24 protein-coding genes are annotated in these 25,914 nt (G+C 66.9%); 12 read left to right on the forward strand and 12 right to left on the reverse strand.

What is annotated here, in order from left to right:
- Positions 1–63: 63 nt before the first annotated feature.
- On the forward strand, positions 64–1,062 hold the full coding sequence (locus tag ACO07I_RS18380; RefSeq protein WP_422009826.1) for a D-2-hydroxyacid dehydrogenase: 999 nt from the start codon (positions 64–66) through the stop codon (positions 1,060–1,062).
- Here ACO07I_RS18380 and ACO07I_RS18385 read toward each other — a convergent pair.
- From ACO07I_RS18385 to ACO07I_RS18405, 5 genes are all read right to left on the reverse strand, one after another.
- Positions 1,026–1,970, reverse strand: coding sequence for a CobW family GTP-binding protein (locus tag ACO07I_RS18385; protein WP_422009827.1), 945 nt, complete (start codon positions 1,968–1,970; stop codon positions 1,026–1,028). The genes ACO07I_RS18380 and ACO07I_RS18385 overlap by 37 nt on opposite strands.
- Positions 1,967–3,616 (reverse strand): amidohydrolase, encoded by a 1,650-nt coding sequence (locus ACO07I_RS18390; RefSeq protein WP_422009828.1) that lies wholly within the window; start codon positions 3,614–3,616, stop codon positions 1,967–1,969. The genes ACO07I_RS18385 and ACO07I_RS18390 overlap by 4 nt, the downstream gene beginning before the upstream one ends.
- A gap of 87 nt (positions 3,617–3,703) precedes the next feature.
- Complete coding sequence (locus ACO07I_RS18395) at positions 3,704–4,960, reverse strand: acyl-CoA dehydrogenase family protein (RefSeq protein WP_422009829.1); 1,257 nt, start codon at positions 4,958–4,960, stop codon at positions 3,704–3,706.
- Between the two features lie 11 nt (positions 4,961–4,971).
- Positions 4,972–6,102: an acyl-CoA dehydrogenase family protein gene (locus ACO07I_RS18400; protein WP_422009830.1), complete on the reverse strand. Its 1,131-nt coding sequence runs from the start codon at positions 6,100–6,102 to the stop codon at positions 4,972–4,974.
- A 106-nt stretch (positions 6,103–6,208) separates the two neighbouring features.
- Positions 6,209–9,346, reverse strand: a complete 3,138-nt coding sequence (locus ACO07I_RS18405; RefSeq protein ID WP_422009831.1) for a Calx-beta domain-containing protein — start codon at positions 9,344–9,346, stop codon at positions 6,209–6,211.
- Positions 9,347–9,544: 198 nt separating this feature from the next.
- On the opposite strand from ACO07I_RS18405, the gene ACO07I_RS18410 reads away from it, so the two are divergent.
- The 3 genes from ACO07I_RS18410 (at position 9,545) to ACO07I_RS18420 (ending at position 12,388) form a co-directional block, all read left to right on the forward strand.
- On the forward strand, positions 9,545–10,639 hold the full coding sequence (locus ACO07I_RS18410; protein WP_422009832.1) for a sensor histidine kinase: 1,095 nt from the start codon (positions 9,545–9,547) through the stop codon (positions 10,637–10,639).
- On the forward strand, positions 10,627–11,340 hold the full coding sequence (locus ACO07I_RS18415) for a LytR/AlgR family response regulator transcription factor (protein WP_422009833.1): 714 nt from the start codon (positions 10,627–10,629) through the stop codon (positions 11,338–11,340). Before ACO07I_RS18410 ends, ACO07I_RS18415 begins: the two co-directional genes overlap by 13 nt.
- 64 nt (positions 11,341–11,404) lie before the next feature.
- Positions 11,405–12,388, forward strand: coding sequence for a quinone oxidoreductase family protein (locus ACO07I_RS18420; RefSeq protein ID WP_422009834.1), 984 nt, complete (start codon positions 11,405–11,407; stop codon positions 12,386–12,388).
- A gap of 39 nt (positions 12,389–12,427) precedes the next feature.
- Here ACO07I_RS18420 and ACO07I_RS18425 read toward each other — a convergent pair whose 3' ends face one another.
- Entirely contained in the window at positions 12,428–14,017 is a 1,590-nt protein-coding gene (locus tag ACO07I_RS18425) for an ABC transporter substrate-binding protein (RefSeq protein ID WP_422009835.1), read from the reverse strand.
- Positions 14,018–14,170: 153 nt separating this feature from the next.
- Between ACO07I_RS18425 and ACO07I_RS18430 the strand changes: the two genes are divergently transcribed.
- From ACO07I_RS18430 to ACO07I_RS18440, 3 genes are read left to right on the forward strand one after another with little or no spacing between them, the layout of a single operon-like run.
- Positions 14,171–15,037: an isocitrate lyase/PEP mutase family protein gene (locus tag ACO07I_RS18430; RefSeq protein WP_422009836.1), complete on the forward strand. Its 867-nt coding sequence runs from the start codon at positions 14,171–14,173 to the stop codon at positions 15,035–15,037.
- 9 nt (positions 15,038–15,046) lie between these two features.
- Positions 15,047–15,487 carry an SET domain-containing protein gene (locus ACO07I_RS18435; RefSeq protein WP_422009837.1) on the forward strand — a complete coding sequence of 147 codons (441 nt, stop codon included), beginning with the start codon at positions 15,047–15,049 and terminating at the stop codon, positions 15,485–15,487.
- A gap of 59 nt (positions 15,488–15,546) precedes the next feature.
- The gene (locus tag ACO07I_RS18440; protein WP_422009838.1) at positions 15,547–15,726 is read left to right on the forward strand and encodes a hypothetical protein; all 180 of its coding nucleotides are present in this window, start codon (positions 15,547–15,549) and stop codon (positions 15,724–15,726) included.
- A gap of 8 nt (positions 15,727–15,734) precedes the next feature.
- Here ACO07I_RS18440 and ACO07I_RS18445 read toward each other — a convergent pair whose 3' ends face one another.
- Positions 15,735–16,166, reverse strand: coding sequence for a DUF3775 domain-containing protein (locus ACO07I_RS18445; protein ID WP_422009839.1), 432 nt, complete (start codon positions 16,164–16,166; stop codon positions 15,735–15,737).
- Positions 16,167–16,248: 82 nt separating this feature from the next.
- Positions 16,249–17,703 carry an FAD-dependent monooxygenase gene (locus tag ACO07I_RS18450; RefSeq protein ID WP_422009840.1) on the reverse strand — a complete coding sequence of 485 codons (1,455 nt, stop codon included), beginning with the start codon at positions 17,701–17,703 and terminating at the stop codon, positions 16,249–16,251.
- Positions 17,704–17,976: 273 nt separating this feature from the next.
- Between ACO07I_RS18450 and ACO07I_RS18455 the strand changes: the two genes are divergently transcribed.
- Both ACO07I_RS18455 and ACO07I_RS18460 read left to right on the forward strand, forming a co-directional pair.
- The gene (locus ACO07I_RS18455; RefSeq protein WP_298311601.1) at positions 17,977–18,189 is read left to right on the forward strand and encodes a cold-shock protein; all 213 of its coding nucleotides are present in this window, start codon (positions 17,977–17,979) and stop codon (positions 18,187–18,189) included.
- Between the two features lie 190 nt (positions 18,190–18,379).
- Positions 18,380–18,595 (forward strand): hypothetical protein, encoded by a 216-nt coding sequence (locus tag ACO07I_RS18460; RefSeq protein ID WP_298311605.1) that lies wholly within the window; start codon positions 18,380–18,382, stop codon positions 18,593–18,595.
- A gap of 2 nt (positions 18,596–18,597) precedes the next feature.
- On the opposite strand, the gene ACO07I_RS18465 is transcribed toward ACO07I_RS18460, so the two are convergent.
- Positions 18,598–19,272, reverse strand: a complete 675-nt coding sequence (locus ACO07I_RS18465; protein WP_422009841.1) for a TetR/AcrR family transcriptional regulator — start codon at positions 19,270–19,272, stop codon at positions 18,598–18,600.
- Between the two features lie 219 nt (positions 19,273–19,491).
- On the opposite strand from ACO07I_RS18465, the gene ACO07I_RS18470 reads away from it, so the two are divergent.
- Complete coding sequence (locus ACO07I_RS18470) at positions 19,492–19,767, forward strand: hypothetical protein (protein WP_422009842.1); 276 nt, start codon at positions 19,492–19,494, stop codon at positions 19,765–19,767.
- 23 nt (positions 19,768–19,790) lie between these two features.
- Here ACO07I_RS18470 and ACO07I_RS18475 read toward each other — a convergent pair whose 3' ends face one another.
- Together ACO07I_RS18475 and ACO07I_RS18480 are read right to left on the reverse strand one after the other, a co-directional pair.
- Positions 19,791–21,002 carry an MFS transporter gene (locus tag ACO07I_RS18475; protein WP_422009843.1) on the reverse strand — a complete coding sequence of 404 codons (1,212 nt, stop codon included), beginning with the start codon at positions 21,000–21,002 and terminating at the stop codon, positions 19,791–19,793.
- 52 nt (positions 21,003–21,054) lie between these two features.
- Entirely contained in the window at positions 21,055–22,509 is a 1,455-nt protein-coding gene (locus ACO07I_RS18480) for an MFS transporter (protein WP_422009844.1), read from the reverse strand.
- 70 nt (positions 22,510–22,579) lie between these two features.
- Here ACO07I_RS18480 and ACO07I_RS18485 point away from each other — a divergent pair, with 70 nt between their 5' ends.
- Both ACO07I_RS18485 and ACO07I_RS18490 read left to right on the forward strand, forming a co-directional pair.
- The gene (locus ACO07I_RS18485) at positions 22,580–23,554 is read left to right on the forward strand and encodes a Bug family tripartite tricarboxylate transporter substrate binding protein (RefSeq protein ID WP_422009845.1); all 975 of its coding nucleotides are present in this window, start codon (positions 22,580–22,582) and stop codon (positions 23,552–23,554) included.
- 21 nt (positions 23,555–23,575) lie between these two features.
- The gene (locus ACO07I_RS18490) at positions 23,576–25,336 is read left to right on the forward strand and encodes a flavin-containing monooxygenase (protein WP_422009846.1); all 1,761 of its coding nucleotides are present in this window, start codon (positions 23,576–23,578) and stop codon (positions 25,334–25,336) included.
- A 220-nt stretch (positions 25,337–25,556) separates the two neighbouring features.
- Here the strand turns inward: ACO07I_RS18490 and ACO07I_RS18495 are convergent, their stop codons facing one another.
- Positions 25,557–25,898, reverse strand: a complete 342-nt coding sequence (locus ACO07I_RS18495) for a hypothetical protein (RefSeq protein ID WP_422009847.1) — start codon at positions 25,896–25,898, stop codon at positions 25,557–25,559.
- Between the last annotated feature and the right edge of the window lie 16 nt (positions 25,899–25,914).

Genomic DNA, 25,914 nt, shown 5'->3' on the forward strand with positions numbered 1-25,914 from the left:
GGGGCGTCACGGAACGAGTAATCGTTCTCGCGAAGCCCGGGAGCCCGCGCTACTTTATTGTCCATGCTCACGCTTCTTCTATCGTCCCACGCGCAGCGTATCTGGGGCGAGCGTATCGCGGCCGCCGTGCCGCCGGGCACGCTGTCCTTCCTGACCGCCGAGGAGGCGCTGGCGGCCGAGGGCCCCAGCGCCGCCGACATCGCCTTCATGACCCGCGAGGTGACGGGCAAATCCAGTCCCACCAATCCGACGCCTGAACTCCAGGGCTTCGACGCGGTGGTGCGGAAGTCGCCGAACCTGAAATGGCTGCAAATCCATCCGGCCGGCGCCGAGCGGCCGATCTATCGCGAGCTGCGGGCGCGGGGCGTGAAGGTGACGACCGCTTCGGGCGCCACGGCCGTTACCGTGGCGCACAGCACGCTCGGCGCCGTGATCGCCATCAACCGGCGGTTCCCGCTGCTCGCGGACGCCCAGCGCCGTCATGCCTGGGAGCCGCGCCTGGCCGAGCGTTCGCCGCGCGACCTGGCCGGGCAATGTGCGGTGATCGTCGGCATGGGCCCGATCGGGCGCAACATCGCCTCGCTGCTTGGGATGCTGGGCATGCGTACGATCGGCGTGCGCCGGACGGCCGAGCCCGTGGCGCCGTGCGAGAAGGTCGTGGCCTACGAGCAATTGCACGAGGTGCTGCCGCAGGCCGACTGGCTGATCCTGTGCTGTCCCGCTTCGCCGGTGACGCGCGGCATCGCCAATGCGGCGGCTTTCGCCGCGATGCCCGAGGGTGCCCACCTGATCAATGTCGCGCGCGGCGAGATCGCGGTGGAGGCGGACGTCATCGCGGCGCTGCAGAGCGGCCGGCTGGCCGGCGCCTATCTCGACGTGTTCGAGCGTGAGCCGCTCGATGCGGCGTCGCCGCTGTGGGATCTGCCCAACGTGCTGGTGTCGCCGCACACCGCCAGCCATTCGCTGGGCCAGAACGAGGCGATCTTCGGCATCTTCCTCGACAACCTCGCACGCTTCCGCGCCGGTCAGGCGCTGCGCAACGACGTCGACAATCTCGGCTGAAGCGCCTGCGCCACGGCGTGTCGATCGAGGCGCGCCCGCAGGCCGATCACGACCAGCTTGCCCGGTCTCGCGCCGGCAGGGGCCTTATCGATCTCGAAGCGCCGGCCGACGACGTGCAGCGCTACACCGTTCAGGATGCCCTTGGCGCGCAGAACGCCCGTGCCCGGTGCGCTGAGGCGTTGGCCCAGTTCAGCGACATCGATGTCCTCGGGGACGTCCAGTTCGAGCGATTCATAGAGTGAAGCCGCATCCGGTGCGCCGGGTGTAGTGAGTGTTGCCGACAAACGGGGCGGCGCGGCATCGCGCAACCCCAGCAGCACGTCGGGCGCGATCTCGGCGCGTGTTGCCGCGAGAACCCGCGCGGCCGGACTTTGCAGGGTGAGCCAGGCGAGGGTCTGCTGAAGCGAGGCCTCGTCCACGAGATCGCAGCGATTCGCGACGACGAGATCGGCGGCGCTGAGCTGGCGTGTGATCGTGTCGCCGAGATAGGCGTCTTCGGCCATCGTCCGCACCGTCTCGACATCGGCCATCACCACGATGCCGTCGATGCGATAGGGCAAGAGAAGGGAGACGGCGCTGGCCACCATGCCGGGCAGGGCGACGCCGCTGGTCTCCAGCACCACGCGCTCGATGTCCGGCCGCTGCGCGGGCAACGTCATCAGCGTGTCCATCAGGTCCGAGCCATAGCTGCAGCAGACGCAGCCGCCGGAGATTTCCAGCGTGTCGCCGTCCGACGACACGATCAGGTCGCGGTCGATCGGCGTCGCGCCGAAATCGTTGACCAGCACCGCGAGCCGCTGACCGTCGGCGGCGCGCAGCAGGCGATTGACCAGGGTCGTCTTGCCGGTGCCGAGATAGCCGCCGATCACCGTGACCGGCAGCCGCCCGCCTGGCCGGGTCTCGCTCACGCCCCGTTGGCGGGGAAGAGGCGACCGCCCTGCACCGTGCCCCAGATGCGCACGTCCTTCAGGTTCTCCGGCGCGATCTCCAGCGGATCGTCTTCCAGCACCGCGAAGTCGGCGCGCTTGCCGCATTCGATCGAGCCGACCTCGCCATCGAGCTTCAGCGTCCAGGCGGCGCCCAGGGTGATCGTCCGCAGCGCATCGGCCACCGAGATGCACTCGGTCGTGCCCAGCACGCGGCCGCTGGCGGTGCGGCGGTTGACGGCGCCCCAGGCGGTGAAGAGCGGGCCGAGCGGCGTCACCGGCGCGTCGGAATGGATGGCGAGCGGCACGCCGCTGGCCAGCGCCGTCGCGCAGGCGTTCATGCGCATCGCCCGCTCCGGTCCGACCGTGGTCTCGTAATGCTGGTCGCCCCAGTAGAAATGATGGTTGGGGAAGAGGTTGGCGCACATGCCGAGGCGGGCCATGCGGCGGAACTGGGCGGCATCGGCCAGCTGGCAGTGCTGCAGGGTGAACCGATGGTCGCGGGCCGGCTGGTCGAGCAGCGCGCCCTCGAGGCAATCGAGCGCCATCTCGGTCGCCTGGTCGCCGTTGGTGTGGCTGTGGACCAGCACGCCCTTCTGCAGCGCCAGCTTGTAGAGGCCGCTGATCGCCTCGGGCGGCGTGTACCACAGGCCGTTGGGCGCGCCGTTATAGTAGCCGGGCCAGCGCAGCCGGGCGGAGAAGCCCTGGATCGAGCCGTCGACGAACAGCTTGATGGCGCCCAGCCGCAACCGGTCCGTCGACTTGGCCTTGAGCTTGACGGCGAGGTCGACCACCTGCTCGGGCGTCAGCGCCTGGAAGCGGCGGAACGACACGATGCGCACGGGGAAGCCCGCTTCGCCCGTGACCCGCGCCATCATCGACACCGCGTCGTCCGGCAGCAGGTTCGCGAGATCGGTCGCGGTGGTGACGCCCTGGCGCACGCAGAGCTTGGCGAAGCGGCGAAGCCCGTTCTCGTCGTTGGCCAGCGCTTCGCGGTCGAAGCCGATATGGGCGCCGACGAGCGTCATCGCCTCGGGGCCCTTCAGCTCGCCGGTCGGCAGGCCGTCGTCGCCGAGGGGAATGCCGGGATGGTTGACGCCCGGCCGCAGCAGGCCGGCCAGCTCCAGCGCGCGGGTGTTCACGTTGAAGATGTGGCCGCTGGCATGCATCACGCCGACGGCACGTGTCGTCGACACACGGTCGAAGTCGGCGCGCACGACGCGGCGGTCGCCGTAGTAGATCGGATCGAGACCCCACCCGGCCAGCGATTCGGTGGGCGAACCCAGCTTGCGTTCGGCCTCCTGCAGGCGCGCCACCACGTCCTCGATGGATTCGGCGCCGGGCCAGACCTTGCCTTCGGGATCCATGCGGTCGAAGCGGCCGAGATAGGTGTAGCGCCAGAAGGTACCTTCGGCGGCGTGGCTGTGGCCCTCGACGAAGCCCGGCATCAGCACCTTGTCGGCGAACGTGTCGTCGAGCGTGTAGGTGCCCCAGCCGGCCAGCTCCTCCAGCGGGCCTGCGCCCAGGATGCGGCCCTCGCGGACTGCCACGTGCGTGGCCTCCGGGCGGGCGGGGTTCATGGTGAGGATGCGGCGGGCGCGGAAGATCGTGATCGGGCTGGAAGTCATGAACCCGACAGTATCGGTGGCGAGGCCGTGAAGCCAACCGGCTTCGCAAAGAAAGATGGCGGTGTCAGAGACACCGCCATCCGCCCATTACCGCACCATGTTCCGCGGCACGTCGCGGAAGGGCTTGGTGGTGTCGATGCTCGGCTCCTTGGGCATCTTGAGGACGCGCTCGGAGATGATGTTGCGCTGGATCTCGTCAGTGCCGCCGGCGATCGACGTCGCCGGAACCGAGACCAGGATCTCGGCGATCACGCCGTTCATCGGACTGTCGGAACCCGACAGCAGCGCGTCGGCGCCGGAGAGCTGGGTGTGCACGCGCGCGGCGGCGCGGGCGACATGGCTGGAGACCAGCTTGCCGAGCGAGCCTTCCGGACCCTGCGGCTTGCCCTGCTGGGCGGCGGCACGGGCACGACGGGCGGTCCATTCCGCCGCCTTGGACATGACCAGCACCCGGGCGATTTCCTGGCGGACCACCGGATCGTCGATGAGGCCGGTCTCCTGGGCGCGCTGCAGGATCAGGTCGACCCGGCCGGCACGCTGCGGATACCACTTGTAGGGCTCCATCGTGGTCGCGATCTCGGCGCGTTCCTCGTCATAGGCGCGGCCCTTGCGGTCCGAACCCATGGCCCAGCTGCGCAAGCCATCGGCACCGCGACGCTCGTGCATCAGGGTCGTCGTCGTCACGGCCCAGCCGTCGCCCACGTTGGCGACCAGGAACTCCGGCTCGACCACGGCGTCGGTGAGGAAGACCTGGTTGAACGAGGCATGGCCGTTCATCTGCTTCAGCGGCTGCACGTTCACGCCGGGCTGGTGCATGTCGATGATGAAATAGGACAGGCCCTTGTGCTTGGTCTGGTCCCAGTCGGTGCGGGCCAGCAGCAGGCCCCAGTGCGCGTGATGGGCCGAGGTCGTCCAGACCTTCTGGCCGTTCACGATCCACTTGTTGCCCTGCATCTCGGCGCGCGTGACGGCGCCGGCCACGTCGGAGCCGGAGCCCGGTTCGCTGAACAGCTGGCACCACGTATCCTCGCCGGTGAGGATGCGGCGCAGGAACTTCTCCTTATGGAGATCCGTGCCGTGCGCCAGGATGGTCGCGGCGGCCAGGGTGCGAATGCCGGCCTTGGCGACGCCGATCGCGCCGATCTTCTGGAATTCCTCGTCGACCACGGCCTGGAAGGCCTGCGGCAGGTCGCGGCCATACCATTGCTTTGGCCAGGTGGGCACGCCCCAGCCGGAGTCGGCCAGCTTGTTGCGCCATTCGACGAGGCCCAGCTCGGGAGACCAGTTGGCTTCCAGCCAGGCGCGGACGTCGGCGCGGACGGAGTCTTCGGTGAGTTCGCTCATCTTCCTGCTCCTCAGGCGGCCCAGTGCTGCATCATCTGTTCGCGGTGATGGTGGGCATCGCCCAGCAGCACCTCCGAACTCTTGGCGCGCTTGAACCAGAGATGGGTGTCGTTGTCCCAGGTGAAGCCGATGCCGCCATGGATCTGGATGGCATGGATGCCCGTCTGCAGGGCGGCCTCGCTGGCCGCCGCCTTGGCGAGCGATGCGACCGCGACGATGTCCTCGTCGCCCTCGTCGAGGGCGGCGGCGGCATAGTAGGCGGCCGACTTGGCCAGTTCGACGTCGACCAGCATGTCGGCGTGCTTGTGCTTCATCGACTGGAAGGAGGCGATCGGCCGGCCGAACTGCATGCGCATCTGCGCATAGGCCAGCGCATCCTCGCGCAGTCGCTCCGAGACGCCGGCCATCTCGTTGGCGAGGCAGACCGAAGCTTCGACCAGGGTGCGGGCGAACGGCGCCCCCGCGGCGCCGGCCTCGCCCAGCAGCGTGGCCTCGACGCCCTTGAAGTCGAGGCGCGCCAGCTTGCGCGTCGGATCCATCACCTTGAGGTTCTGGCGCTGCAGACCCGGCGCGTCGCCCTTGACGGTGAACAGCGAGAGGCCCGCCTCGCCCGAACTCCCCGCCGTGCGCGCCAGCACGACAATGAGGTCGGCGGTGTGGCCGTCCAGCACGTAGCTCTTGGTGCCGTCGAGCTTCCAGGTGCTTCCGGTTTGCGTTGCGACCATCCGGGTCGCTGCGCCGTCCCAATGCGCGGGGTCCTCGACCCAGGCCAGTGTGGCAATCGTATCGCCTGCTGCGATCCCCGGAAGGAGGGCCTGCTTCTGGTCTTCGGTGCCGGCGTTCAGGATCGCGCCCGTCGCGAGGACGGCCGTCGAGAAGAACGGCGCGCAGAGCAGTGCCCGGCCCATCTCCTCCAGCACGATTCCGAGTTCACCGAAGCCGAAACCCTGTCCGCCATAGGCCTCGGGGATGCGCACCGCGGTCAGGCCGAGTTCGGTATTGAGCTTGCGCCAGGCGGCGGGCTCGAAGCCGGCGTCGGTTTCCATCAGGCGCCGCACCTCCTTGGTGGGCGAGCGCTCGCCGAGAAACCGGCGCAGGCTGGTCCTGAATTCTTCCTGCTCGCCGGAGAAACTGAACTTCATCGAAAATCCTCCCAGTGTCGATTTTAGGCACTGGGAGGGATGACCGAAAGCTCCCGGCATGCGCCGGGAACTGCAGGGCGAGACGCCGCCGGAGCAGTGTTCGCGCTCAGGCGTGCAGCAGGTCGATGTTCACCGCCGAAGGATCCTGGACGCCCGTGGCCACGAAACCGAAGCTTGTTTCGCCGTCCCGGGCGATGGTTCCGTTGTACGAAGCGTTGCCGACGACGTATCCGCTCGAATCGTGCGACACGATGACGGCGTTCCAGATGTCGGTGATCTGGTTGCTGGTCTCGATCTTAACCTGCCAGCCGTTGACCGCGCTTGCGCCGTCATTCTCGAGCGTCACGCTGCCGTTGAAGCCGCCGGACCACGAATTGACGATCGCGAAGACGGCATCGACATCGTCCGAACCGGGCGTCGGTGTCGGCGTTGGAGGAGGCGTCACCGCCGTATCGTCGTCGACGATGGTGGCCGTGCCGGTGGCGCGCGAGATGGTGGCGCCCACCGCATTGGTCAGCACGACGCCGAAATGCTCGTTGCCTTCGACAAGCTTGTCGGGCGTGATCTGGATCGTGATCGTCTTGCTCTGCTCGCCCGCCGCGAAGGTCACGTGGCCGTCGCTGGCAATGAAGTCCGCCGCGCCGGCCTCGCCGTAGACGGTCTGGTAGTCCACCGTTACCTCGTGCGTCGCGGCCTCGGAGAGCGTGAGTACGAAGGTGGCCGTCGGGCCGCTCGGCGCGCTGCCATCGCCCGGCGCATCCTCGTGGAACTGATATTCGATGGGCGTTAGGTAGCCCATCTTGGTCTGGTTCACGCCGGTCCAGTTGTCGGTGAGGATACCGCCGGTGTCGCCGGAGTTGGGATTCCACGACCAGAAGGTCCAGCTCGGCCCCTTCTGCCCGGGTGCCAGGTCGGACGTGCCGTCATTGTTGAAGTCGCCGCCGAGATAGGAGGTGATCGCCTCCAGCCAGGGCGCGTCCTTGGGGTCGACCAGCTTGGTGCCAAACTCGCCGATCCACACCGGCGCGATGCCTTCCTTGTAGATATAGCCCCACATCTGGTCGAACTTGGCGGGCAGGTTGGCGGGGAAGTCGGCGCCCTGGAACCACGGCTGCTTGTAGACGGAGTTGGGGTAGTCGTGCGCCGAGTAGACGAGTCTGTCGTCGAGCGCGAGGTCGATCGGCCGGTCGCGCACGCCCATCAGGTTGCCGCCCCACCAGTAGCTCTCGCCTCTATAGGTGCCGACGCCTTCGACGAAGATCAGCCAGTTGGGATTGACGGTGCCGATGGCATTGCCGGCGGTCTCGGCCGCCAGAGCCCAATCGTTGGCGCCGCCGCCGCCCCAGGTGCCGTTATACGGCTCGTTGTGCAGGTCTGCCCCGATGACGGTGGAATCGTCGGCGTAACGCGCCGCCAGCATCTTCCAGTCGTTGATCCAGGCGGCCTGCGTGTACTGGCCGTCGTACCACAGGCCATTGTCGGACGTTCCGGCGCCGGCGTTGCTGCGATGGTGGTCGAGAATGATCTTGAGACCGATCTCGCCGGCATAATCGACGATCTTGTCCATGATCTGCAGCGCCGACAGGCCCTTGAGGTCGGGATTCTTGTTGAAGTCGATGCCGTTGGGGGCCGCGCCCGTGTGCAGCATCTCGCTCGAGAAGGGCAGGCGGATGGTGTTGAAGCCGAGATCGACCATCTGGTCCATCATGTCTTTGTAGCCGCGCGTCCACAGGCCATGCGGCGCGAAGGTCGAGGATTCGAAGCCGAACCAGTTCACGCCCGCGATCTGCACCGCGTGGCCGGCCGAGTCGACGATCTGGTTGCCCGAGGTGCTGAGCCAGCCCGGCGCTGCGCCGGTGCCGGGATTGCCCTCGATCACCGAGGCATCGGAGATGCTGAGCGTCGGCAGCGTCGGCGTACCATTGTCGTCGTTGACGATCGTGCCGATGGCGCCGCCGTCCTTGATCGTGGCGCCGGCCGGCGACGACAAAACGAGCTTGAGCGTCTCGTTGGCCTCGACCGCCGTATCGCCGGTCACCTGGATATTGACGATCTTCGATGTCTCGCCCGCGGCGAAGGTCAGCGTTCCCGTCTGGGCGGTGTAGTCCTGACCGGCCTTGGCCGAGCCGTTGCCGGTCGCGTAATCGACCGTGACCGGCCCCGACGTGGCGGCGGACAGCGTGACCGTGAAGGCAAGGTTCGTGGTGCCGTTGTTTCCTTCCGTGACCGTGGCGTCGGCGACGGAAAGTCTCGCATCGTCGTTGACGATCGTGCCGACGGCGGCGCCATCGGCGATCTTGGCGCCCGCGGGCGACGTCAGGCTGATCCTCAGTGTCTCGTTGCCTTCGATGGTGCTGTCGCCCGAGACGGCAATGTTGATCACCTTGGAGGTTTCGCCGGCGGCAAAGGTGACGGTGCCGGTCTGGGCGGTGTAGTCCTCGCCAGCCTTGGCCGTACCGTCGGCGGTGGCATAGGTCACGGTGACCGGCCCGCTGGTGGCTTCCGAGAGGGTGACGGTGAAGGCGAGATTGCGCGTGCCGCTGTCGCCTTCCTTCATCGAGGCGTCGGCGATGGCGATTTTGGGAACGATCACGTCGTCGGTGAGGATCGTGCCCGCCGCCGCCCCGTCGGCCACGGTGGCGCCGGTCGGCGCGGATAGCCTCAACGCAAGCGTTTCGTTGAGTTCGGCGACTCTGTCGCCGTTGACCGTGACGCTGACGGTCTTCTGTGTCTCGCCGGCCGCGAAGGTGATGGTCCCGGATTTGGCGACGTAATCCTGCCCGGCCAGGGCGGTGCCATCCGCGGTCGCATAGGCGACCGTCACCGGCCCGGTGGCCGCCTTGGAAAGGCTGACGGTGAAGACCATCTGCTTGGTGCCGCTGTTGCCCTCGACGATCGACGCATCGCCGACCGACAGGGTGGGAAGGACCGGCGGCGGTACGCTGCCGTCTCCGTTCAACGACAGACCGGTCGCGGCCGTGCCGCCGGTGGCGCCCGGGGTCGCCTGGAAGCCGAAGGTGACGCTGCCGCCGGACGAGACGTCCGCATTGTAGGAGGCATTGCGCAGCACATAGTGGGTGCCGACATGGCTGACGATCTCGGCGCCCCAGATGTTCGTGATGGCGAAGCCGGCGTCGAATTCGACGGTCCAGCCCCGGGTCCCGGACGTGCCGCCCTCGACCGTCATGTTGCCGATGAAACCCGAGCCCCAATTGTCCTTGATCGCGTACTTCACCGTCGCCATTGCCTACCTCCACTCGGTTTCGCGGACGCAAGGTTGCCATCGACTCTCTGACAGTAAATCTGCAGCCGCGGCCCTAGTCGATGAACGCGGCTGGAAACTCGGCGAACGGCGTCTGCACGTCCCTCTCCGGTCGGTGCTTGCCTCGCATCGCCAAATGCCCAATCTTCCGCCGGTCAACCGCTGCCTTGTCCCGAGTTCATGAACCCGTCTGCTTTCCTGCTTGCCCGGTGGAACGGCCTGTCCCTGTTCTGGCGAGCCCAGCTTGCAGGATGGGGCCTGTTCGCAATCGTGAATGTCATGGCGCAGCGCGTGGCCTTCCACAGCTACGGCGTCGCCTTCGCCCGCACGGGGCTCATTCTTCTTTGCCTGATCGCGATCTCGACGGCGATGCACACCGTTTACGTTTCGCGACCCTTCAAGGCCCGCGTGTCGCTCGGCGCCATGGCGCTGATCGGCCTGCTGTCGCTTCTCGGCGCGCTGGTGACCGCGACCGCAATTGTGGCCGCGCACGAAGCCCTTCCCTGGCTCGTCACACCCGACCGGCGCGGGGCCGACGAATTCCTCGTCCCCCTGGTGCATTATTTTTTCGTCCTGGCGGGATGGAGCCTGGCCTATTTCTGGCTGCGCGCCGAGCTGGCGGAACAGGCCGAGCATCGCAAGGCCATGCGGGCGCAGGCCGAGGCGCTGCGGGCCGAACTCGAGCAACTGCGGCTTCAGCTCGACCCGCACTTTCTCTTCAACGCCCTGAACGGGGTCGCCGAGGAGATCCCCGAGCACCCGGCGGCAGCCCTCGAGATGCTGCGCAATCTCACCGCCTACCTGCGCCATTCGCTCGACGGCATCGATCACACGGTCGTAACCGTTTCGAACGAAGTTGCCGGCCTGATGGCCTATCTCGGCGTCCAGAGGGCGCGCTTCGGTAACCGCCTGCATACGCGTATCGACGTGATGCCCGAGGTCGCACAATGGCGCATTGCAAGTTTCCTCCTCCAGCCGCTGGTGGAGAATGCCGTGAAGCACGGCCGGCGAGAGGATGGCCTCGACCTCCGCATCGACATTCGCCTGTCCGGCGATACGCTTCACGTCGAGGTCGAGAATAACGGCGTGCTCGACGTGACGCCGCGCCCGGTACGCCGCCGGCGCCCCGGCATCGGGGTGGAGAACGTGCGCCGTCGTCTCGCGCTGCACTATCCGGACCGGCATGCCTTCAGCCTAACCGAGACCGGCGAGCAGGCCGGGGACAAGAAAGTGATCGCGACGCTCGAACTCAGGGGCGAGCCGTGCGGGTCCTGATCGTCGACGACGAGCCGCTGGCCCGCAGCGCCCTGCGGCGCTTGCTCGCGGCCCATCCCGAAGTGGAAATCGTCGGCGAGGCCGACAGTACCGAAGCAGCCCGCCATCAGATCACAAGCACGCAACCAGACCTCGTTCTCCTCGATATCGAATTGGGCGGCGGCCGCGACGGCTTCGACCTTCTCGACTCGCTGGAGCGCCGGCCCATCGTGGTCTTCGTCACGGCCTATGCCGAACACGCAGTCGACGCCTTCGCGGTCGAAGCCGTCGATTTCCTACTCAAGCCGGTCGAGCCGGCGCGTCTGGAACGAGCGCTTGCGCGCGCGGCGCGGGAGATTGCCCTGTCGGCGCGGCCGCTGGGTCCCGGGGCGATCGAGCTGCGGACACCGCGGCGAACCCTGCTGGTCGCGCCGGCCGAGATCGTGGCGCTCTGCGCCGACGGCGATTTCGTGCGCGTGTTCGTGGCCGGGCAGCCGCCGGTGATGATCCTGCGCACGCTGGCGCATTTCGAAGAGGTGCTGCCGTCCGGCTCGTTCGTGCGGTTGGGTCGCTCGGTGATGATCAATCGCGACCGGTTGCGCCGCGTCGACGCGCCGACGCGATCGGCCAGCCGGCTCTTCCTCGAAGGCATGGCCGATCCGATCGTCATCGGCCGCGCGGCGGCGGCCCGGCTGCGCGAGGTGCTGGCGGAGAAAGGCTGACCGTCCGGGGCGGTCTGGCACCGAAGCTGCAAGGCTCCTGCCGCAAACGTCGCGGGAGGAGCCCATGAAGGCCGTCGTCATCCATGCCACTGGAGGGCCCGAGCAACTCGTGCTGGCCGATCTGCCCGATCCGGTGCCCGGGCCGGGCGAGGTCCTGATCGATGTCGCCTATGCCGGCTGCAACTGGGCCGACACGCAGGTCCGCATGGGGATCTACCCGCATCCCATGACCTATCCGATGGTGCTGGGCTTCGAGGTCTCCGGAACGGTGGCCGCGCTGGGCCCGGGCGTGACGGACGTGGCGGTGGGCGATCGCGTCGCGACCTTCCCCGAGAAAGGCGGCGCCTATGCGGAGAAGTGCGTGGCGTCGGCAAAAGGGCTGATCAAGCTGCCCGATGCAGTCGGCCTCGACGTGGGGGCGGCGTTTCCCATCCAGGCGCTGACCGCCTGGCACATGATGTGGACGATCTATGGCGGCATCGGGCCGGGCGAGACGGTGCTGGTGAACGCGATCGGCGGCGGCGTCGGGCTGATGTGCACCCAGCTTGCCGTCCATGCCGGGGCGCGCGTCATCGGCACCACCGGCACGCCGGGCAAGGAGGCAAGGGCGCTGGCCTACGGCGCCTCGCGGGTGGTGGTGACGTCGCAGGAGGATTTCGAGCGCGCTGTGCTCGACTTCACCGGGGGCAAGGGCGTCGACCTCGCCATCGATTCCTACGGCGCCACGATGCTCGACCGCACCTTCGGGGTCGTGAAGATGCTGGGCCACATCATCAGCATCGGCGAAGCCGAGGGGCAGCCGTTCAAGAACATCCGCGAGCGTATCCTGCCGCGCTCCCAGACCTTCACCCGCCTGCATCTCGGCCATATCGACCAGACATCGGCCGAATGGCGGCAGGGTGTCGACCAGGTGATGGCCGGTCTCGTCGAGGGCTGGCTCAAAGTGCCCATCGAGGGTGTGTTTCCGCTCAGCCAGGCGGCGGAGATGCACCGCCGCCTCGAAGGTCGGGGCGTGGCCGGCAAGCTGCTGCTCAAGGCGGGTGGCTAATCTCTTCTCCTCCCCCGTTTGACGGGGGAGGAATTTGATTCAGCGATCGAGCCAGACGTCCTCGAAGCGCCAGTTGTTGTAGATGCTGTTGGTGTGCAGTGTCACGTTCTTCACCTGCGGCTGCCAGCAGCCGGCAATGCGGCCGTGGCTGATGATCGGCCGCGCCACGTCTTCCTGCAGCTTTCGGTCGATCTCCCAGACCAGCTCCTGGCGCTTCCTGCGGTCGGTCTCGCGCGACTGTTCCTCGAAGAGCTTGGTCATCGCCGGGTCGCAGTAGTTGTTGTAGTTGCGCAGCGAGCCGCAGGCATAGCCCTCGAACAGCGTCACGTCCGGATCGTCGACCGCGCTGCCGGTGAGGTTGAGCGCGACGACATAGTCCTTCTTGAAGACGCGGTTGTAGTAGATCGTCGTATCGATGATCTCGAGTTCGGCATCGATCCAGATCTGCTTGAGCTGGTCGATCAGGATCACCGCAGGATCCTTGTAGGTGGCGATGTTGCGGGTGCTGACCTTGAGCTTCAGCCGCTTGTCGGGGCCGTAGCCCGCTTCTTTCATCAGCGCCCGGGCCTCGTCTCGCGCCTTCTCGACGTCTCCATAGCCGATGAGGCCCTCCAGCTTCTCGGGCGGCAGGCCCCAGACGCCGTCGGGCGGCGGCAGCAGGGCGCCGCCCATCCTGCCTTCGCCTTCGCTCAGGATCCGGATGAAGGCCTCGCGGTCGAGCGTCAGCGCCATGGCGCGGCGGATCTTCGGATCGTCGAACGGCGCGACCTCGCGATTGACGATCAGGTTGGTGCTGACGCCGCTCTCGCGCATCGTGCACTGCGCCTGGGGCGCGTCGCGCTTGATGTTCTTCAGGAGCGGGACGGTGACGTCGGCCGGAAAGGTCATGTCGAACTTGCCGGCGACGAAGGACAGCATGCGGGTCGAGCGATCCGGGATGATCGAGAATTCGATGGCATCGAGATAGGGGCGGCCCGGCTTCCAGTAGTCGGGATTCTTCACCAGCTTGATGCCCTCGTTCATCCTGAAGTCGGCCAGCTTGAACGGGCCGGTCCCGACCGGCTTGCGTCGCATGTCGGCGGCCGGCACGTGGCAGGGATAGATCGGCGTGTAGCCCGAGGCGAGCAGCGCCAGCAGCGAGGGCTGCGGCTGCTTCAGGTGGAAGGTCACTTCCGACGCGCCGTCGGCGGTGACCTTTTCGACGTTGCCGTACCAGGCGCTGCGCGGATTGCGGCGCAGTCGATCGGGCGTGAGGATGAGATCGAAGGTGCAGGCGACGTCCGCTGCCGAGAACGGCTTGCCGTCGTGCCATTTCACGCCGTCACGCGTCTTGAAGACGAGCTTGCGGCCCTCGTCCTTCGTCTCCCAAGACATCGCGAGGTCGGGGACGATGGTGTCGAGACTGTTCTTCGGAACGTTCTGATCGAAAACGACCAGGTTGTTGTAGAGCGCCATGAAGGGGACGGCGACCGAGACGGTCGATTCCTCATGGATGGAGGCGCTGGGCGGCGTGTCCATGTGTTGTATGCGCAGCGTGCCGCCGCTTTTCTGGGCCCATCCGGTGCCCGACCACCCGATGAGGGTTGCTGCGATGCAGATCGAAACGAAACGCGTCTTGGCGACTTTCATTTTGGTTTCCTCCGACGATGTCTTGTTGTTGGCGCTCTGGTCTCCGTTGGTTTGCAGTGCGAGTGAAAGCCTAGACCGGGTGCCGCCATGGTGTCGACCCGCCGTCACGGTCTGCTATCGTCCGCCGCCGTTTCGGAATTCGAGGAGAGTCGAGTGACCACTGCCCCCCAGCGCCTGCGCGCCCTGTTGGCCGAGCCCGGCCTCGTCGTCATGCCGGCCGTGTGGGACGGGCTCACCGCCAAGCTGACCTATGGCGAGGGCTTCAAGACCGCCTTCCTCTCGGGCTCCTGCGTGGCCGCCAGCCGTTTGGGTGGTCCCGACCTAGACCTCGTCTCGTTCGGCGAGATGTTCGATTCCTTCAACATGGTGCACAGCGCGGCGCCCGACCTGCTGGTCCTGGCCGATGGCGATCACGGATACGGCAATGCGATGAACGTGCAGCGCACGGTTAGCGCCTATGGCCGCGCCGGTGCCGCCGCGGTGCTGATCGAGGACAAGATCACGCCGCGCGCGCTCACGGCCGCGGGCAAGCCCTGCCTGCCGCGCGAGGAAGCGCGCATGAAGATCCGCGCCGCCGTCCAGGCCGCCAAGGACTCCGGCATTCTCGTCCTGGCGCGTACCGACTGCCGGCCGACGCAGGGCATCGATGAGGCCGTGGCGCGCATCGAGATGTATGTCGAGGAGGGCGCCGACATTCTGTTCCTCGACTCGCCGGCCGACGACGAGGAGATCAAGCGCGGGATCGCTGCCGCCAAGGGCCGGCCGTCCTTCGCCGTCCTGTCGCCCGGTGCGCCACGCGCCACGCCTTCGCAGACGGAAGCGCTCGCTCTCGGCTTCAAGATCGGCACCTATCCGACGGGCATGCTGTCGCCGGCCGCTGCCGGCATCAAGGCCGGACTGGCCGCGCTCAAGGCCGGCGAGGCGGAGAGCAAGAGCGCGCTGTCGCCGGCCGAACTGCGCACGACCCTGGGCTATGCCGACTACGATACCGCGGCGAAGCCTTTCATCGTGAAGGCCTGAAGCCAGCCCATGAAGCGCAAGACCAGCAAGGCATTCGTCTATCTCGGCGCCTCCTCGATCCACGGTCTCGGCTGCTTTGCCGATATCGACATCAAGAAGGACGAGCTGGTCCGGGTGTGGGACGGCAAGGACAGCCGCTTCATCCCCGTCGCCAGGGCTCATGCCTCGCCGCAGGTGCAGCTCATCAAGCGCTTCGGTATCCGAACCGCGCGCGGATACTGGGTGCCGCTCGATTTCCTGCGCATTTCGACCGGCTGGTACATGAACCACTCGGCCGATCCCAACATCGGCTCCGACGACGGTGACGTGACCTACTACGCCCTGCGCGACATCGAGGCCGGCGAGGAACTCACCATGGACTACCGCCTCATGGACGAGGATTACGACAATCTCGACCGTGACGAGGTCGTCCCGGCCGCCGCGCGGCCGAAAACACGCCGTCGCCGCTGAGGCAGCGGATCGGCAACCCGCCGGGCGCCTCCCCGTTCGCTTCCGAAGAGGAGAGCGACATGAACCAGGATCCGAATCCCAAACCCCGCGACCGTGACAATCTCGACGTCGAGCGCGGGCCTGATGTCGAGGAGCGCGTGCCGCCCCGCGACGGAGAGACGTCACGGACCGTCGGACCCGAGGACGAGGATCGGCGTGTGCGACCGGGCGAAAAGCGGCCGCGCGGAACGATGCCCTGAGACGTAAGCTACAGGTGGTCCTTCTCGAAATCTTCGCAGGACAGGCCTAGCGCGGACAGCCCGTCGGCCAGATGATCGGCGAGGAGGGGCTGACCGAGCAGATAGGCCGAGGTCCGGCCGTTGCGCGCGTCGCGGGCCTGGGTGATGAGGTCCTCCCAGTCGTCGATGTCGCCGTCGCCGCGGCCCAGCCACAAGAGGGCGACGAGATCGACCTGCTCGTCCTCGTCGAGCGCCTCGATGAAGGCCACGAGTTCGGCCTGGGTCGGATCGTCGTCATGTTCCTCGAGGACCGAGATCCCGCCATCGTCGGCGGCATTCGAAGCGGAATCCGGATCGGTTTCGACATCCTGCCCATCGAATTCGCGTGCCTTCACGATGATGTGGCAGACCATGTCGGTCGCGATTGCGAGAGCAGGCGGGTTCGTGAGGCCGTCGGACATCGAGGTGTCTCCAGAGGGTCTGCGGGTCAGGCCGTCCAACGAGTGGGCTTCTCATACGTTCCGGACGTTCCTGTGAACGGCCTCAGCAGGCGAGCGACGCCAGATACGTCTCGGCGCGAGCGATGTCCCCTGGCGTACCGGCGAAGCCGACATACCCGTCGGGACGGATGAGCCGCAGCGAGTCTCCCTCGGGTACAGTCGTCACCAGCCGGGGAAACTTCGCTTCGAGCGCGGCCACCAGGGCGGCCGGCCCGATCGCGGTGAACCTGCGGCCGCTGGCACGGGCGGGAAGCGGGTGCGGCCAGCGTTGGCCGGGCTTCGGGCCCGCCGGGATATCGGTGCCCCGGGCCGTAAGCGGACTGTCGGGATAGCCGATGTCCATCTCGGCAAGCTGGTCGGCGACCCGGTGCCGGATCTGCGGAAAGCCCGCGGCAAACCGCAGGATCGCATTCCGCACATCCTGCAGGAGCGGATTGCGGAGCGTCGCGGCTTCGGTCATTAGCCCGGCATTGCGCAGCACACGGTCGCCGACGGCGCTGCGCTCCCGCGAATAGCTGTCGAGCAGGGACGGGTTGGCGGCGCCCTCGATCACGAGCGCGAGTTTCCAGGCGAGATTGAAGGCGTCCTGCATGCCGGTATTCATGCCCTGACCGCCCGCCGGGCTGTGGATGTGGGCGGCGTCGCCCGCGAGGAACACGCGGCCCTTTGAATAATCCCTGACCTTGCGCTCGTTGATGCGGAAGGCGGCAAGCCACACCGGATCGGACATGACGATGCTTGGCGAGCCGCGGCGCGCCATCAACTCGTTGATCTGATCGAGCGTCGGGTCGGGATGAGTGTCGGCACCGCTGGCGGGCCCCAGATCGGCGATCACCCGCCAGCGATCGCCCCCGATGGGAAAGAAGGCCAGGATGCCGTCGCGGTGCCAGAAGATGTGCAGGTGATCCAGGGGGCTGAGGCCCGACATATGGCCATCGGCCAGCGCCCAGTGCGATTGCAGCGTCGAGCCCTCGAACTCGAAGCCGAGCCCATGGCGCACCGCCGAATGGGCGCCGTCGCAGCCGACCAGCCAGTCCACCTCGACCGTTTCGGAAGCGCCGCTCGGTCGGGCGAGCGTGGCCCTGACCGACGAGCCCGTGTCGGCGAACCCGGTCAGTTCGACTTCGCGCTCGACCGTCACGCCGGCGGCGACCAATCGCTCTTCCAGCAGGCGCTCGGTCTCGCTTTGCGCGATCATCAGCGCATAGGCGAAGCGGCTGTCGATCACGTCGAACGAAATCTCGGCGACGACCTCGGTGCCGGTCGAGATCCGGGCGCCGTGCGCCGGCACGCCCGCGGCCACGAAGTCCCTAGCGTAACCGGCATCGTCGAACAGCTCGAGCGTGCGGCTCCACAGCACGAGCGCCTTCGACTTGTCGGTTCGGTGCGCTGCCTTGTCTATGAGTCGAACGGGGATACCGTGGCGGACGAGCTCGTTGGCGAGCGTGAGACCGACCGGGCCCGCGCCCGAGATGAGCACTTTCGGATGTTCCGCCAAGACACTCTCCCTGCACCATGTGGCCGATCGAGCCTAGCCCTGGTCCGCAGTGCGGCCAATCGGTCCTTGCAAAAGCCTCGGCAAGAGGCCATATGCAGACGGTCGATAGACGGACAGACGATTTTGGTCCGCGTTTCCGGCTTCGCCGGCAACCCGCTCCACGAACTTTGATCCCGAAAACCAGTGCGAATTCGACGGCCGGCTGCGCGTTCCCTGATTTTTGTGTGGGACGCCGCGCGGTTCAGCATATCTAAAGTAGTGAAAGGGTTACCCATGGCGACGGGAACCGTGAAGTGGTTCAATATTCAGAAGGGCTTCGGCTTCATCCAGCCGGACAACGGCGGTGCCGATGCCTTCGTGCACATCAGCGCCGTCGAGCGCGCCGGCATGGGCACGCTGAACGAAGGTCAGAAGGTCGAGTATGAACTCGTCTCCGATCGTCGCAGCGGCAAGATGTCGGCCGACAACCTGAAGTCGGTCGGCTGATCACGCGGCTGCCGGTAACGGCGGCCACGTTCAGCGACATGAGATGACCCCGCACCCTCTGGGTGCGGGGTTTTTCATTGCCCTTCGGGCGAGTTGGTTCGCCAGACGACGCATCTGTCTACGCGTTTCCGACGGGGAATGCGCAGATACGCCCTCGTGGTCGACGGACCTGAAACGATGTGGAGGCCCCATGGCCAAGAAATCCAGCAAGCGTACCGAGTACGTGCTGTTCAACGTCACCTACGAAGACGGCAGCCAGCGCTCCAACCGCCGTGTACCGCTCGAAGCCCTCGAAGGGCTCGAGAAGGATCTGCCCGCCCGCGAGATCATTGCGGAGCAGGATCGTGAAGTCGCCGAGAAGTCCGGCAAGCCCGCGCTCGTCATCAAGACGCTCGTGCGCGCCTGAGGTCAGGAGACAGTCGACGGGGCCGCTTCCGGCGGGGTGGGGGGCAGCAGCCGGTCGATGGCCGTGATCCAGGCGTGGCGTGCTTCCTCTACCGACAGGCCGTGGCGTTCGCGCATGCGACCCCAGCTTTCGAAATCGGTCAACTGCTCAAGCGCGATCAGCAATACGGTGCGATCGACCTCGGGCAGATCGGCGAGTTCGGCGCGATAGTTAAGCGCCAGACCCGTCCACATGACGTCGCGAATCCGGCTGATCCGCGCTCGTACCAGTTCCGAATCTTTCTGATGTTGCAGGAGCACCCGCCACAGCGTCAGCCAACGCTCGCAGATGGCGGAACGCCTCTCGACATGGGACCGCACGCGTTCGGCCCGGATGCCGCTCCGGTCTTGGTAGAGGGCGCGAGCCATCACCCCTGCGAAGGCATAGTCGGCCGCGGCGATGGTGAGTGCTGGAAGATCATCGAAGCGCTCGAAGACCGATCTTACGGAATACCCGGCGCGCTTGGCGATCTGGGCCGCCGTCGGCGCCTCCGGCCCCTCGTTCAGCAATTCCAGATAGGCTTCGATGATGAGCTGCTTGGTGCGCTCGCTGCGGAGCGCCCGGCCGTCTATGCGACGTTGCTTGAACGGTGGTGCCTCGGGTTGGACCGTGATTGCTGTAGGGTCGCCTTCCTGCACCGTATCCGCTCCTCATACCCGCTATAATTGCAGCGGAATTTCAATTTTCTGGGGCATTCATGCCGCCGTTCCGTCGCGGGGTCCATGAATATTTGATGGTTTCGCGCGTCAGGTGATCGAAACGCCTGCAGTCCCGATGGGCGCGACGCAACGTCTATGCCACCCGTCCGAAGAGTTGCTATACTATGGTCGAACCAGAGTTTTCGAGGACACTTCTTCATGCGCCGTATCCTTCTGCCGCTGCTCGGCCTTTCGCTCCTGCCGGCCGCCGCCCAGGCCGCCGACCAGGCCGCTGCTGCGGCTTGTTCGGCTCAGCTCAACAAGGACGGCCAGCTCCTCTACAGCAAGGTGGCGCCCACGATGACGCCCCAGACCGACATCAAGGACGCCCTCACCAGCGTCGCCCGTCCGATGGTGATGGGTGGCTCGATGTCCCGCGACCACGCGCGCGCCGCGGCGGAAGCGGCTGGCGAGTGCCTGAAGTTCCTGAAGTGATGCCTCGGCCCTAAGGGCCATAGTTACGCGGGCGGTACTGGCTTTCTGCGCAAAGCCAGTACCATTGCCCCCGTTAGCACCAATCCCACCGCCGCCATCGCGATCACCGCTCCCCGCGGGCCGAGACCGTCTGAAAGGCCGCCGGCCGCGAGCTGGCCGAGCGGGCCGGTGCCGATGCACACGGTGACGACACCCATCAGCCTTGACCGCATCTCGGGCGGCGCTTCGGTCAGCATCAGGGTCGACTGCATGTTGCCGAAGCCTGCCGTGCCAAAGCCGCCGATCACGAGCAGCGCGAAAGCCAGCCAGTAGAAGGGCGACAGCGCCATCAGGATGAGCGCGACCATGAACAATGCCGCGCCGCCGGCGAAGGCAAGGCGTCGGTCCATGCGCACGATGCCGGCCGCGATCAGCGCGCCGCCCAGCAAGGCCCCCAGCGGCTCGCCGGCCGCCAGCAGGCCGACCAGCGCGGGCGAGACATGGAACTCGCCCTGCCCGAGCGGCGCGACGAGACCCGAATAGGCGAAGGCGAACGCATTCGTCACGATCGTGACGCCGAACACCAGCAGGATGGTGGGCCGGGTCCAGGCGAAGCGAAGCCCGTCTGCGATCTCGTGCGGGATTCGCATCAGGTCGAGCCGTCGCGTCGACTGGGCATGGGTGAGGCCGGCGATGGCAAAGGCGCCGGCGAATTGCACGAGGGCGGTTACGGTGTAGGCGCCCTTCATGCCCAGCCATTCGAAAGCGATGCCGCCCAGGAGCGGACCGACCGCGCGCGTCGCCGCCGAGGTGACGCTGTCGAGGGCGATGGCGTTGACGATCCGGTGCGGGCCGGCGACCTCGCCGACCATGCGCCGGCGCGTCGACATCTCGGTCGACCACATGATGCCGGAGACGAGGTTGCCCAGCGCCACGTGCCAGACCTCGAGATGGCCGGTGACGGCCAGCGTCGCGAGCAGGGTCGAGATCACGGCCGGTATGACCAGCGCCAGCATGAAGATCAGCTTGCGATTCACCGCCTCGGAGATGGCGCCCGCGAAGGCGCCGAACAGGAGTTGCGGGATCTGCCGCAAGGCGACCACGACGGTGACGGCGAAGGCGGAGTGCGTGACTTCCCAGGCGAACAGGCCCGACGCCAGCAGCTCCAGCCAGCGCATCGCGTTGGCGAAGGCGCCGACCAGCCACAGCCTGAGAAAGTCGGGCGAGCGCAACAGCTCCCGGATCGGCGAGTGCATTGACCGGAGGTTACCCGTCCCTCACCGCGAGGCGAAGCCCGCCAGGCGATTTTTAGCGCCCGATCTCCTCCAGATTGACGCCTGCCGTCTCGATGCGAAACCACCAGGTAATGAGTGCGCCCAGCAGGGACGTGAAGACGAGGGCGGTCAGCAGGAAGTCGGTGCCGGCATCGGCCAGCACCACCGGGAAGATGAAGGCCGTCAGCACCGCGCCGATCTTGGCGAAGGCGGCGGCGAAGCCCGCACCCTTGCCGCGGATGTGGGTCGGGAAGACCTCGCCCGCCAGCAGGTAGGTCTGCGAGTTGGGCCCGAGATTGGTCATGAAGTTGAACAGCATGAAGCCGCCGAACAGCAGCATCGTGCGCGCCGGCTCATCGACATGGGACTGCAGCGCCGCCATCGCGAGCCCGGCGGCGCAGCCGAGAAAACCGAGGACCTGCAGCCGGATGCGGCCGACCTTGTCGGACATCAGCACGGCGGCGAGGATGCCCACGATGAGCAGCGTGTCCACCAGCGCCGCCCCCTTCGCGCCCTCGAGGTCTCGGGCGATGATGGCCGACACGTTATGCGCGTTCGTGACCTCGTGACCGATCGTGTGGGCGAGGATCGTCGGCGTGAAGATGCCGATGCCGTAGGTCCCGAGGTCCTGCAGGAACCAGGGCACCGAGGCCAGGATCGTGGCGCGCCGGTTCTTCCTGTTGAAGAGGTCTGACCAGCGGCCGTGCCGGTGGTGGCTGTGATGGGCGGGGTCGTCGCTCCCGGCCAGGCGCACCTGCTTGGGATACTGCGGCTTGCGTTTCAGCAGCCGCCGCAGCTCGCGCTCGGCCTCGGCGTGGCGGCCACGGCTCACCAGCCACTGGCCGCTGTCGGTCACGAACAGGCGGGCGAACACGACGAAGGCGGCGGGCACGATCGCCATGCCGTACATCCAGCGCCAGGCGTCGAGCGAGGCATCGAAGGTCAGGATCGCGAAGCCCAGTACCGTGCCGGCCAGAGCGCCGATCGCCTGGAAGGCGAAGGCGGCCAGCACCAGCTTGCCGCGGTCGCGGCTGGGAATGCTCTCGGAGATCACGAGGTGCGCGGTGGGGTAGTCGCAGCCCAGCGCCACGCCGACGCCGAACAGAAAGAAGACGAGCCAGCCGAAACTCGGGGCGACGGTCAGGCCGGCCAGGAAAATGACGAAGACCAGCATCTCGATCACGAACATGCGGCGCCGGCCGTAGACGTCCGCCAGGCCGCCCAGCGCCACGGCGCCGAGCATGATGCCCGCCAGCGTGGCGGCGCTCACGATGCCCTTGCCCGTGGGCGAAAGGCCGAATTCCTCGACGATCAGCGGCAGGGCGACGCCGGTCATGAAGACGACCAGGCCTTCGAAGAATTTCCCCGCGGTGGCGAGTGTCCAGATGCGCCACTGCATCTGGGTCATCGGCACGCTGGGTGTGGGGGTCCCGTCGGGCCATGACGGGGTTTGGTCGATATAGCCCTGGACGCTCTGAGGTTCAGCCATCTGGACAGATTACCCAGCGAGGTTACGCTGAGGTGTCTGAAAAGCAAAAAACACAAATCGGGGAAACGCCATGAAGAGACGGAGCCTGCTCGTCGCGGCCCTGGCCGCGCCGTCGATCGTTCCTGCCGTTGCGTTCGGTCAGGGGGGCTGGCCGAACAAGACGGTGAAGTTCATCTGTCCCTTCGCGGCGGGTGGCGGCACCGACACGGTGAGCCGGCTGATGTGCGATCAGCTCTCCAAGAGCCTCGGCCAGACCTTCGTGGTCGAGAACAAGGGTGGGGCGGGCGGCAACATCGGCACGGTCGAACTCGCGCGGGCGGCCCCCGACGGCTACACGCTCGGCCTCATCTCGGTGGCCAGCCACACGCTGAACCCGATGCTCTACAGCAGGCTGCCGTACAATCCGGACAAGGACATCGTGGCGGTCTCGCGCGTGGCCATCCTCGCCAACCTGCTGGGCGTGACACCGTCGCTGCCGGCCAACACCGTCGCGGAGCTGATCGCGCTCTGCAAGAAGGAGCCGGGCAAATACTCGTTCGCCTCGTCCGGCCCCGGCACGTCGCTGCACCTGAGCGGCGAGCTGTTCAAGAAGCTGGCCGGCGTCGACATCATCCACGTGCCCTACAAGGGCGCCGGGCCGGTCTATTCAGACCTGATGGCGGGCATCGTGAACATGATGTTCGCCAACATGCCCTCGATGCTCCCGCACGTCCGCGCCGGAAAGCTCAAGGGGCTGGGCGTGACCTCCGCCCAACGCTCGAAGGCGGCGCCCGACATCCCGGCCATCGCCGAGACCGTGCCGGGCTATGTCGCCACCTCATGGTATGGGATCGGCGCGCCGGCCGGCACGCCCGAACCGATCCTCGCCAGGCTCGAAGCCGCGATCGCGGAGGCGCTGAAGTCGCCCGAGATCCAGAAGCGCTGGAACGACGATCTCGGCCTCGACATGCCGCCGCCCGGCCGCGCCGGCTTCGACCGGTTCCTGGCCGAGGACCGCAAGCTCTGGGAGCCCGCGGTCAAGGCCTCGGGCGTGAAGCTCGACTGATCCTCTTCGGGAGTGGTTTTGATGTCAGTTCAATTTGCCGAAGTCCCGGACGAAGCCGGAGAGATCGTCGCACGCTGGCTCGACTCGTTCGGTACCGCGCTCCAGGCGCAGGATGCGGTGGCCGTCGCGGCGACGTTCATGCCCGACGGGCATTGGCGCGACGTGCTGGCCTTCAGCTGGGACGTCGTCACCCGTTCCGGGCGGGCGGCGATCGAGGCGGCGTTGGCGCCGGTGCTGGCGCGCACCGCCGCGAAGAACGTGGAGATCCCCGGCGCGCGCACGCCGCCGCGCCGCGTGAAGCGCGCCGGCACCGAGTGCATCGAGGCGATCTTCGAGTTCGAGACCGCCTTTGGCCATGCCAACGCCGTCGTGCGCCTCGTCGACGAGGGCGGGACGTGGCGGGCCTGGTCGCTGCTCACCACCCTCGAGGAACTGCACGGCTGGCCCGACGGAAGGCCGCGCGAATTGAGCGATGCCGAGCGTTACAGCCGCGACTTCGGCGGCGACAACTGGCTCGACCAGCGGGTGAAGGCACGGGCCTATGAGGATCGCGACCCGGCCGTGCTGGTCGTCGGCGGCGGCCAGGCGGGTCTCGCCACCGCCGCGCGCCTGCGGGCGCTGGGTGTCGATACGCTGATCGTCGATCGCCACCCGCGCATCGGCGACAACTGGCGGCGGCGCTATCACTCGCTCACCCTGCACAACGAGGTACACGTCAATCACCTGCCGCTGATGCCGTTCCCCTCGACCTTCCCGGTGTTCATTCCCAAGGACAAGCTGGCCAACTGGTTCGAGTCCTATGTCGAGAATCTCGACCTCAACTACTGGACCGACACGCAGCTCACCGCCGGCCGCTACGACGAGGCAACGCGGCGCTGGACGGTGACCTTGCTGCGGGGCGACGGGACGGAGCGCGTGCTGCATCCGCGCCATGTCGTCTTCGCCACGGGCGTGAGCGCCATTCCGATCAAGCCGTCACTGCCGGGCCTCGACACGTTTGCCGGCACGGTCATGCACTCCGGCGCCTACACAAACGGTGCGGACTGGAAGGGGCGCAAGACGATCGTGGTGGGGACCGGCAACAGCGGCCACGACGTGGCGCAGGATCTCTGTGCCAGCGGTGCCGATGTGACCCTGGTGCAGCGCAGCCCGACCTATGTCGTGTCGATCCGCGAGGCGCAGAAGGTCTATGCGATCTACACCGAAGGCCTGCCGTTCGAGGATTGCGACCTGCTGGCCGCCGCCTCGCCCTATCCGGTGCTGCAGCGCGCCTACCAGCTCTCGACCGCCGAGATGCGCCAGGTCGACCGCGATCTCCTGTCGGGCCTGGAGAAGCGCGGCTTCCGCCTGACCTATGGCGAGGACGATACCGGCTTCCAGATGATGTATCTGCGCCGCGGCGGCGGTTACTACTTCAACGTCGGCTGCTCCGACATGATCGTCGACGGGCGGATCAAGCTGCTGCAATACGACGACATCGACCGGTTCGAAACCGGCGGCGTGCGCCTGAAGGACGGCACGCAGCGCGAGGCTGAGCTGGTGGTGGTCGCCACCGGCTACAAGAACCAGCAGGAGACGGTGCGTGCCTTCCTGGGCGACAAGGTGGCCGACCGCATCGGCCCGGTCTGGGGCTTCGACGCCGGCGGCGAGCTCGCCAACATGTTCAAGCCGACGCCGCAGCCCGGCCTGTGGTTCATCGCCGGCAGCCTGGCCCAGTGCCGCATCTACTCCCGCTACCTCGCTTTGCAGATCAAGGCCCGCGAGGAGGGGCTGGTCCCCTAGAACCTTTCCGCCTTTGAGTTGACCCCACTTACCTCATCCTGAGGAGGCCCGAGGGCCGTCTCGAAGGATGCGCAACAGACGTGGTGCTCGTGGCCACCCTTCGAGACGCGCTCCTATGGAGCGCTCCTCAGGGTGAGGTTGTTGTTGGAAAGACCTCGTCGAAAAAAACTCTAAATGAACTGGCGGATCGTCGCGACGACCACGAGCGCGCAGCCCGGCCCTACGCACCCAGCCACCAGAACCAGTGATGCCAGGTGTCTGCGGGGGCGGAAAGCAGTGCCACCGCCAGCATGGCAGGGGCGGCCAGTTTGTGGGGCCACCGATCGACATGCCAGATGATGAGAACCATCGCGCCGATCAGCATGATGAGCCCGGCGGACTGGACGCCCAGGATGCGCACCAAGTCCGTTTGGTTGCCGCAGCTGTCGCAGAGCATTCCCATGGACGCGATCAGCATCAGTATTCGGAATGCAAGGAACGTGAAGGATCCCAGGAAGGCCAATCCCACGGTCGCCCAGAGGATTGTGGTGATGCTCCGATCGATCAAGTGATTGACGGGCATTCTCGGCCTTTCGAGT

Origin of the sequence: Reyranella sp., assembly GCF_965227665.1 — a bacterium.
Lineage (GTDB): Bacteria > Pseudomonadota > Alphaproteobacteria > Reyranellales > Reyranellaceae > Reyranella.

Bases quoted from the DNA above. Each gene is read 5' to 3' on its own strand.
- ACO07I_RS18380 (WP_422009826.1), top strand. From the start codon at position 64: ATGCTCACGCTTCTTCTATCGTCCCACGCGCAGCGTATCTGGGGCGAG.
- ACO07I_RS18390 (WP_422009828.1), bottom strand. From the start codon at position 3,616: ATGACTTCCAGCCCGATCACGATCTTCCGCGCCCGCCGCATCCTCACC.
- ACO07I_RS18395 (WP_422009829.1), bottom strand. From the start codon at position 4,960: ATGAGCGAACTCACCGAAGACTCCGTCCGCGCCGACGTCCGCGCCTGG.
- ACO07I_RS18400 (WP_422009830.1), bottom strand. From the start codon at position 6,102: ATGAAGTTCAGTTTCTCCGGCGAGCAGGAAGAATTCAGGACCAGCCTG.
- ACO07I_RS18405 (WP_422009831.1), bottom strand. From the start codon at position 9,346: ATGGCGACGGTGAAGTACGCGATCAAGGACAATTGGGGCTCGGGTTTC.
- ACO07I_RS18410 (WP_422009832.1), top strand. From the start codon at position 9,545: ATGAACCCGTCTGCTTTCCTGCTTGCCCGGTGGAACGGCCTGTCCCTG.
- ACO07I_RS18420 (WP_422009834.1), top strand. From the start codon at position 11,405: ATGAAGGCCGTCGTCATCCATGCCACTGGAGGGCCCGAGCAACTCGTG.
- ACO07I_RS18425 (WP_422009835.1), bottom strand. From the start codon at position 14,017: ATGAAAGTCGCCAAGACGCGTTTCGTTTCGATCTGCATCGCAGCAACC.
- ACO07I_RS18435 (WP_422009837.1), top strand. From the start codon at position 15,047: ATGAAGCGCAAGACCAGCAAGGCATTCGTCTATCTCGGCGCCTCCTCG.
- ACO07I_RS18440 (WP_422009838.1), top strand. From the start codon at position 15,547: ATGAACCAGGATCCGAATCCCAAACCCCGCGACCGTGACAATCTCGAC.
- ACO07I_RS18445 (WP_422009839.1), bottom strand. From the start codon at position 16,166: ATGTCCGACGGCCTCACGAACCCGCCTGCTCTCGCAATCGCGACCGAC.
- ACO07I_RS18455 (WP_298311601.1), top strand. From the start codon at position 17,977: ATGGCGACGGGAACCGTGAAGTGGTTCAATATTCAGAAGGGCTTCGGC.
- ACO07I_RS18460 (WP_298311605.1), top strand. From the start codon at position 18,380: ATGGCCAAGAAATCCAGCAAGCGTACCGAGTACGTGCTGTTCAACGTC.
- ACO07I_RS18470 (WP_422009842.1), top strand. From the start codon at position 19,492: ATGCGCCGTATCCTTCTGCCGCTGCTCGGCCTTTCGCTCCTGCCGGCC.
- ACO07I_RS18475 (WP_422009843.1), bottom strand. From the start codon at position 21,002: ATGCACTCGCCGATCCGGGAGCTGTTGCGCTCGCCCGACTTTCTCAGG.
- ACO07I_RS18480 (WP_422009844.1), bottom strand. From the start codon at position 22,509: ATGGCTGAACCTCAGAGCGTCCAGGGCTATATCGACCAAACCCCGTCA.
- ACO07I_RS18485 (WP_422009845.1), top strand. From the start codon at position 22,580: ATGAAGAGACGGAGCCTGCTCGTCGCGGCCCTGGCCGCGCCGTCGATC.
- ACO07I_RS18490 (WP_422009846.1), top strand. From the start codon at position 23,576: ATGTCAGTTCAATTTGCCGAAGTCCCGGACGAAGCCGGAGAGATCGTC.
- ACO07I_RS18495 (WP_422009847.1), bottom strand. From the start codon at position 25,898: ATGCCCGTCAATCACTTGATCGATCGGAGCATCACCACAATCCTCTGG.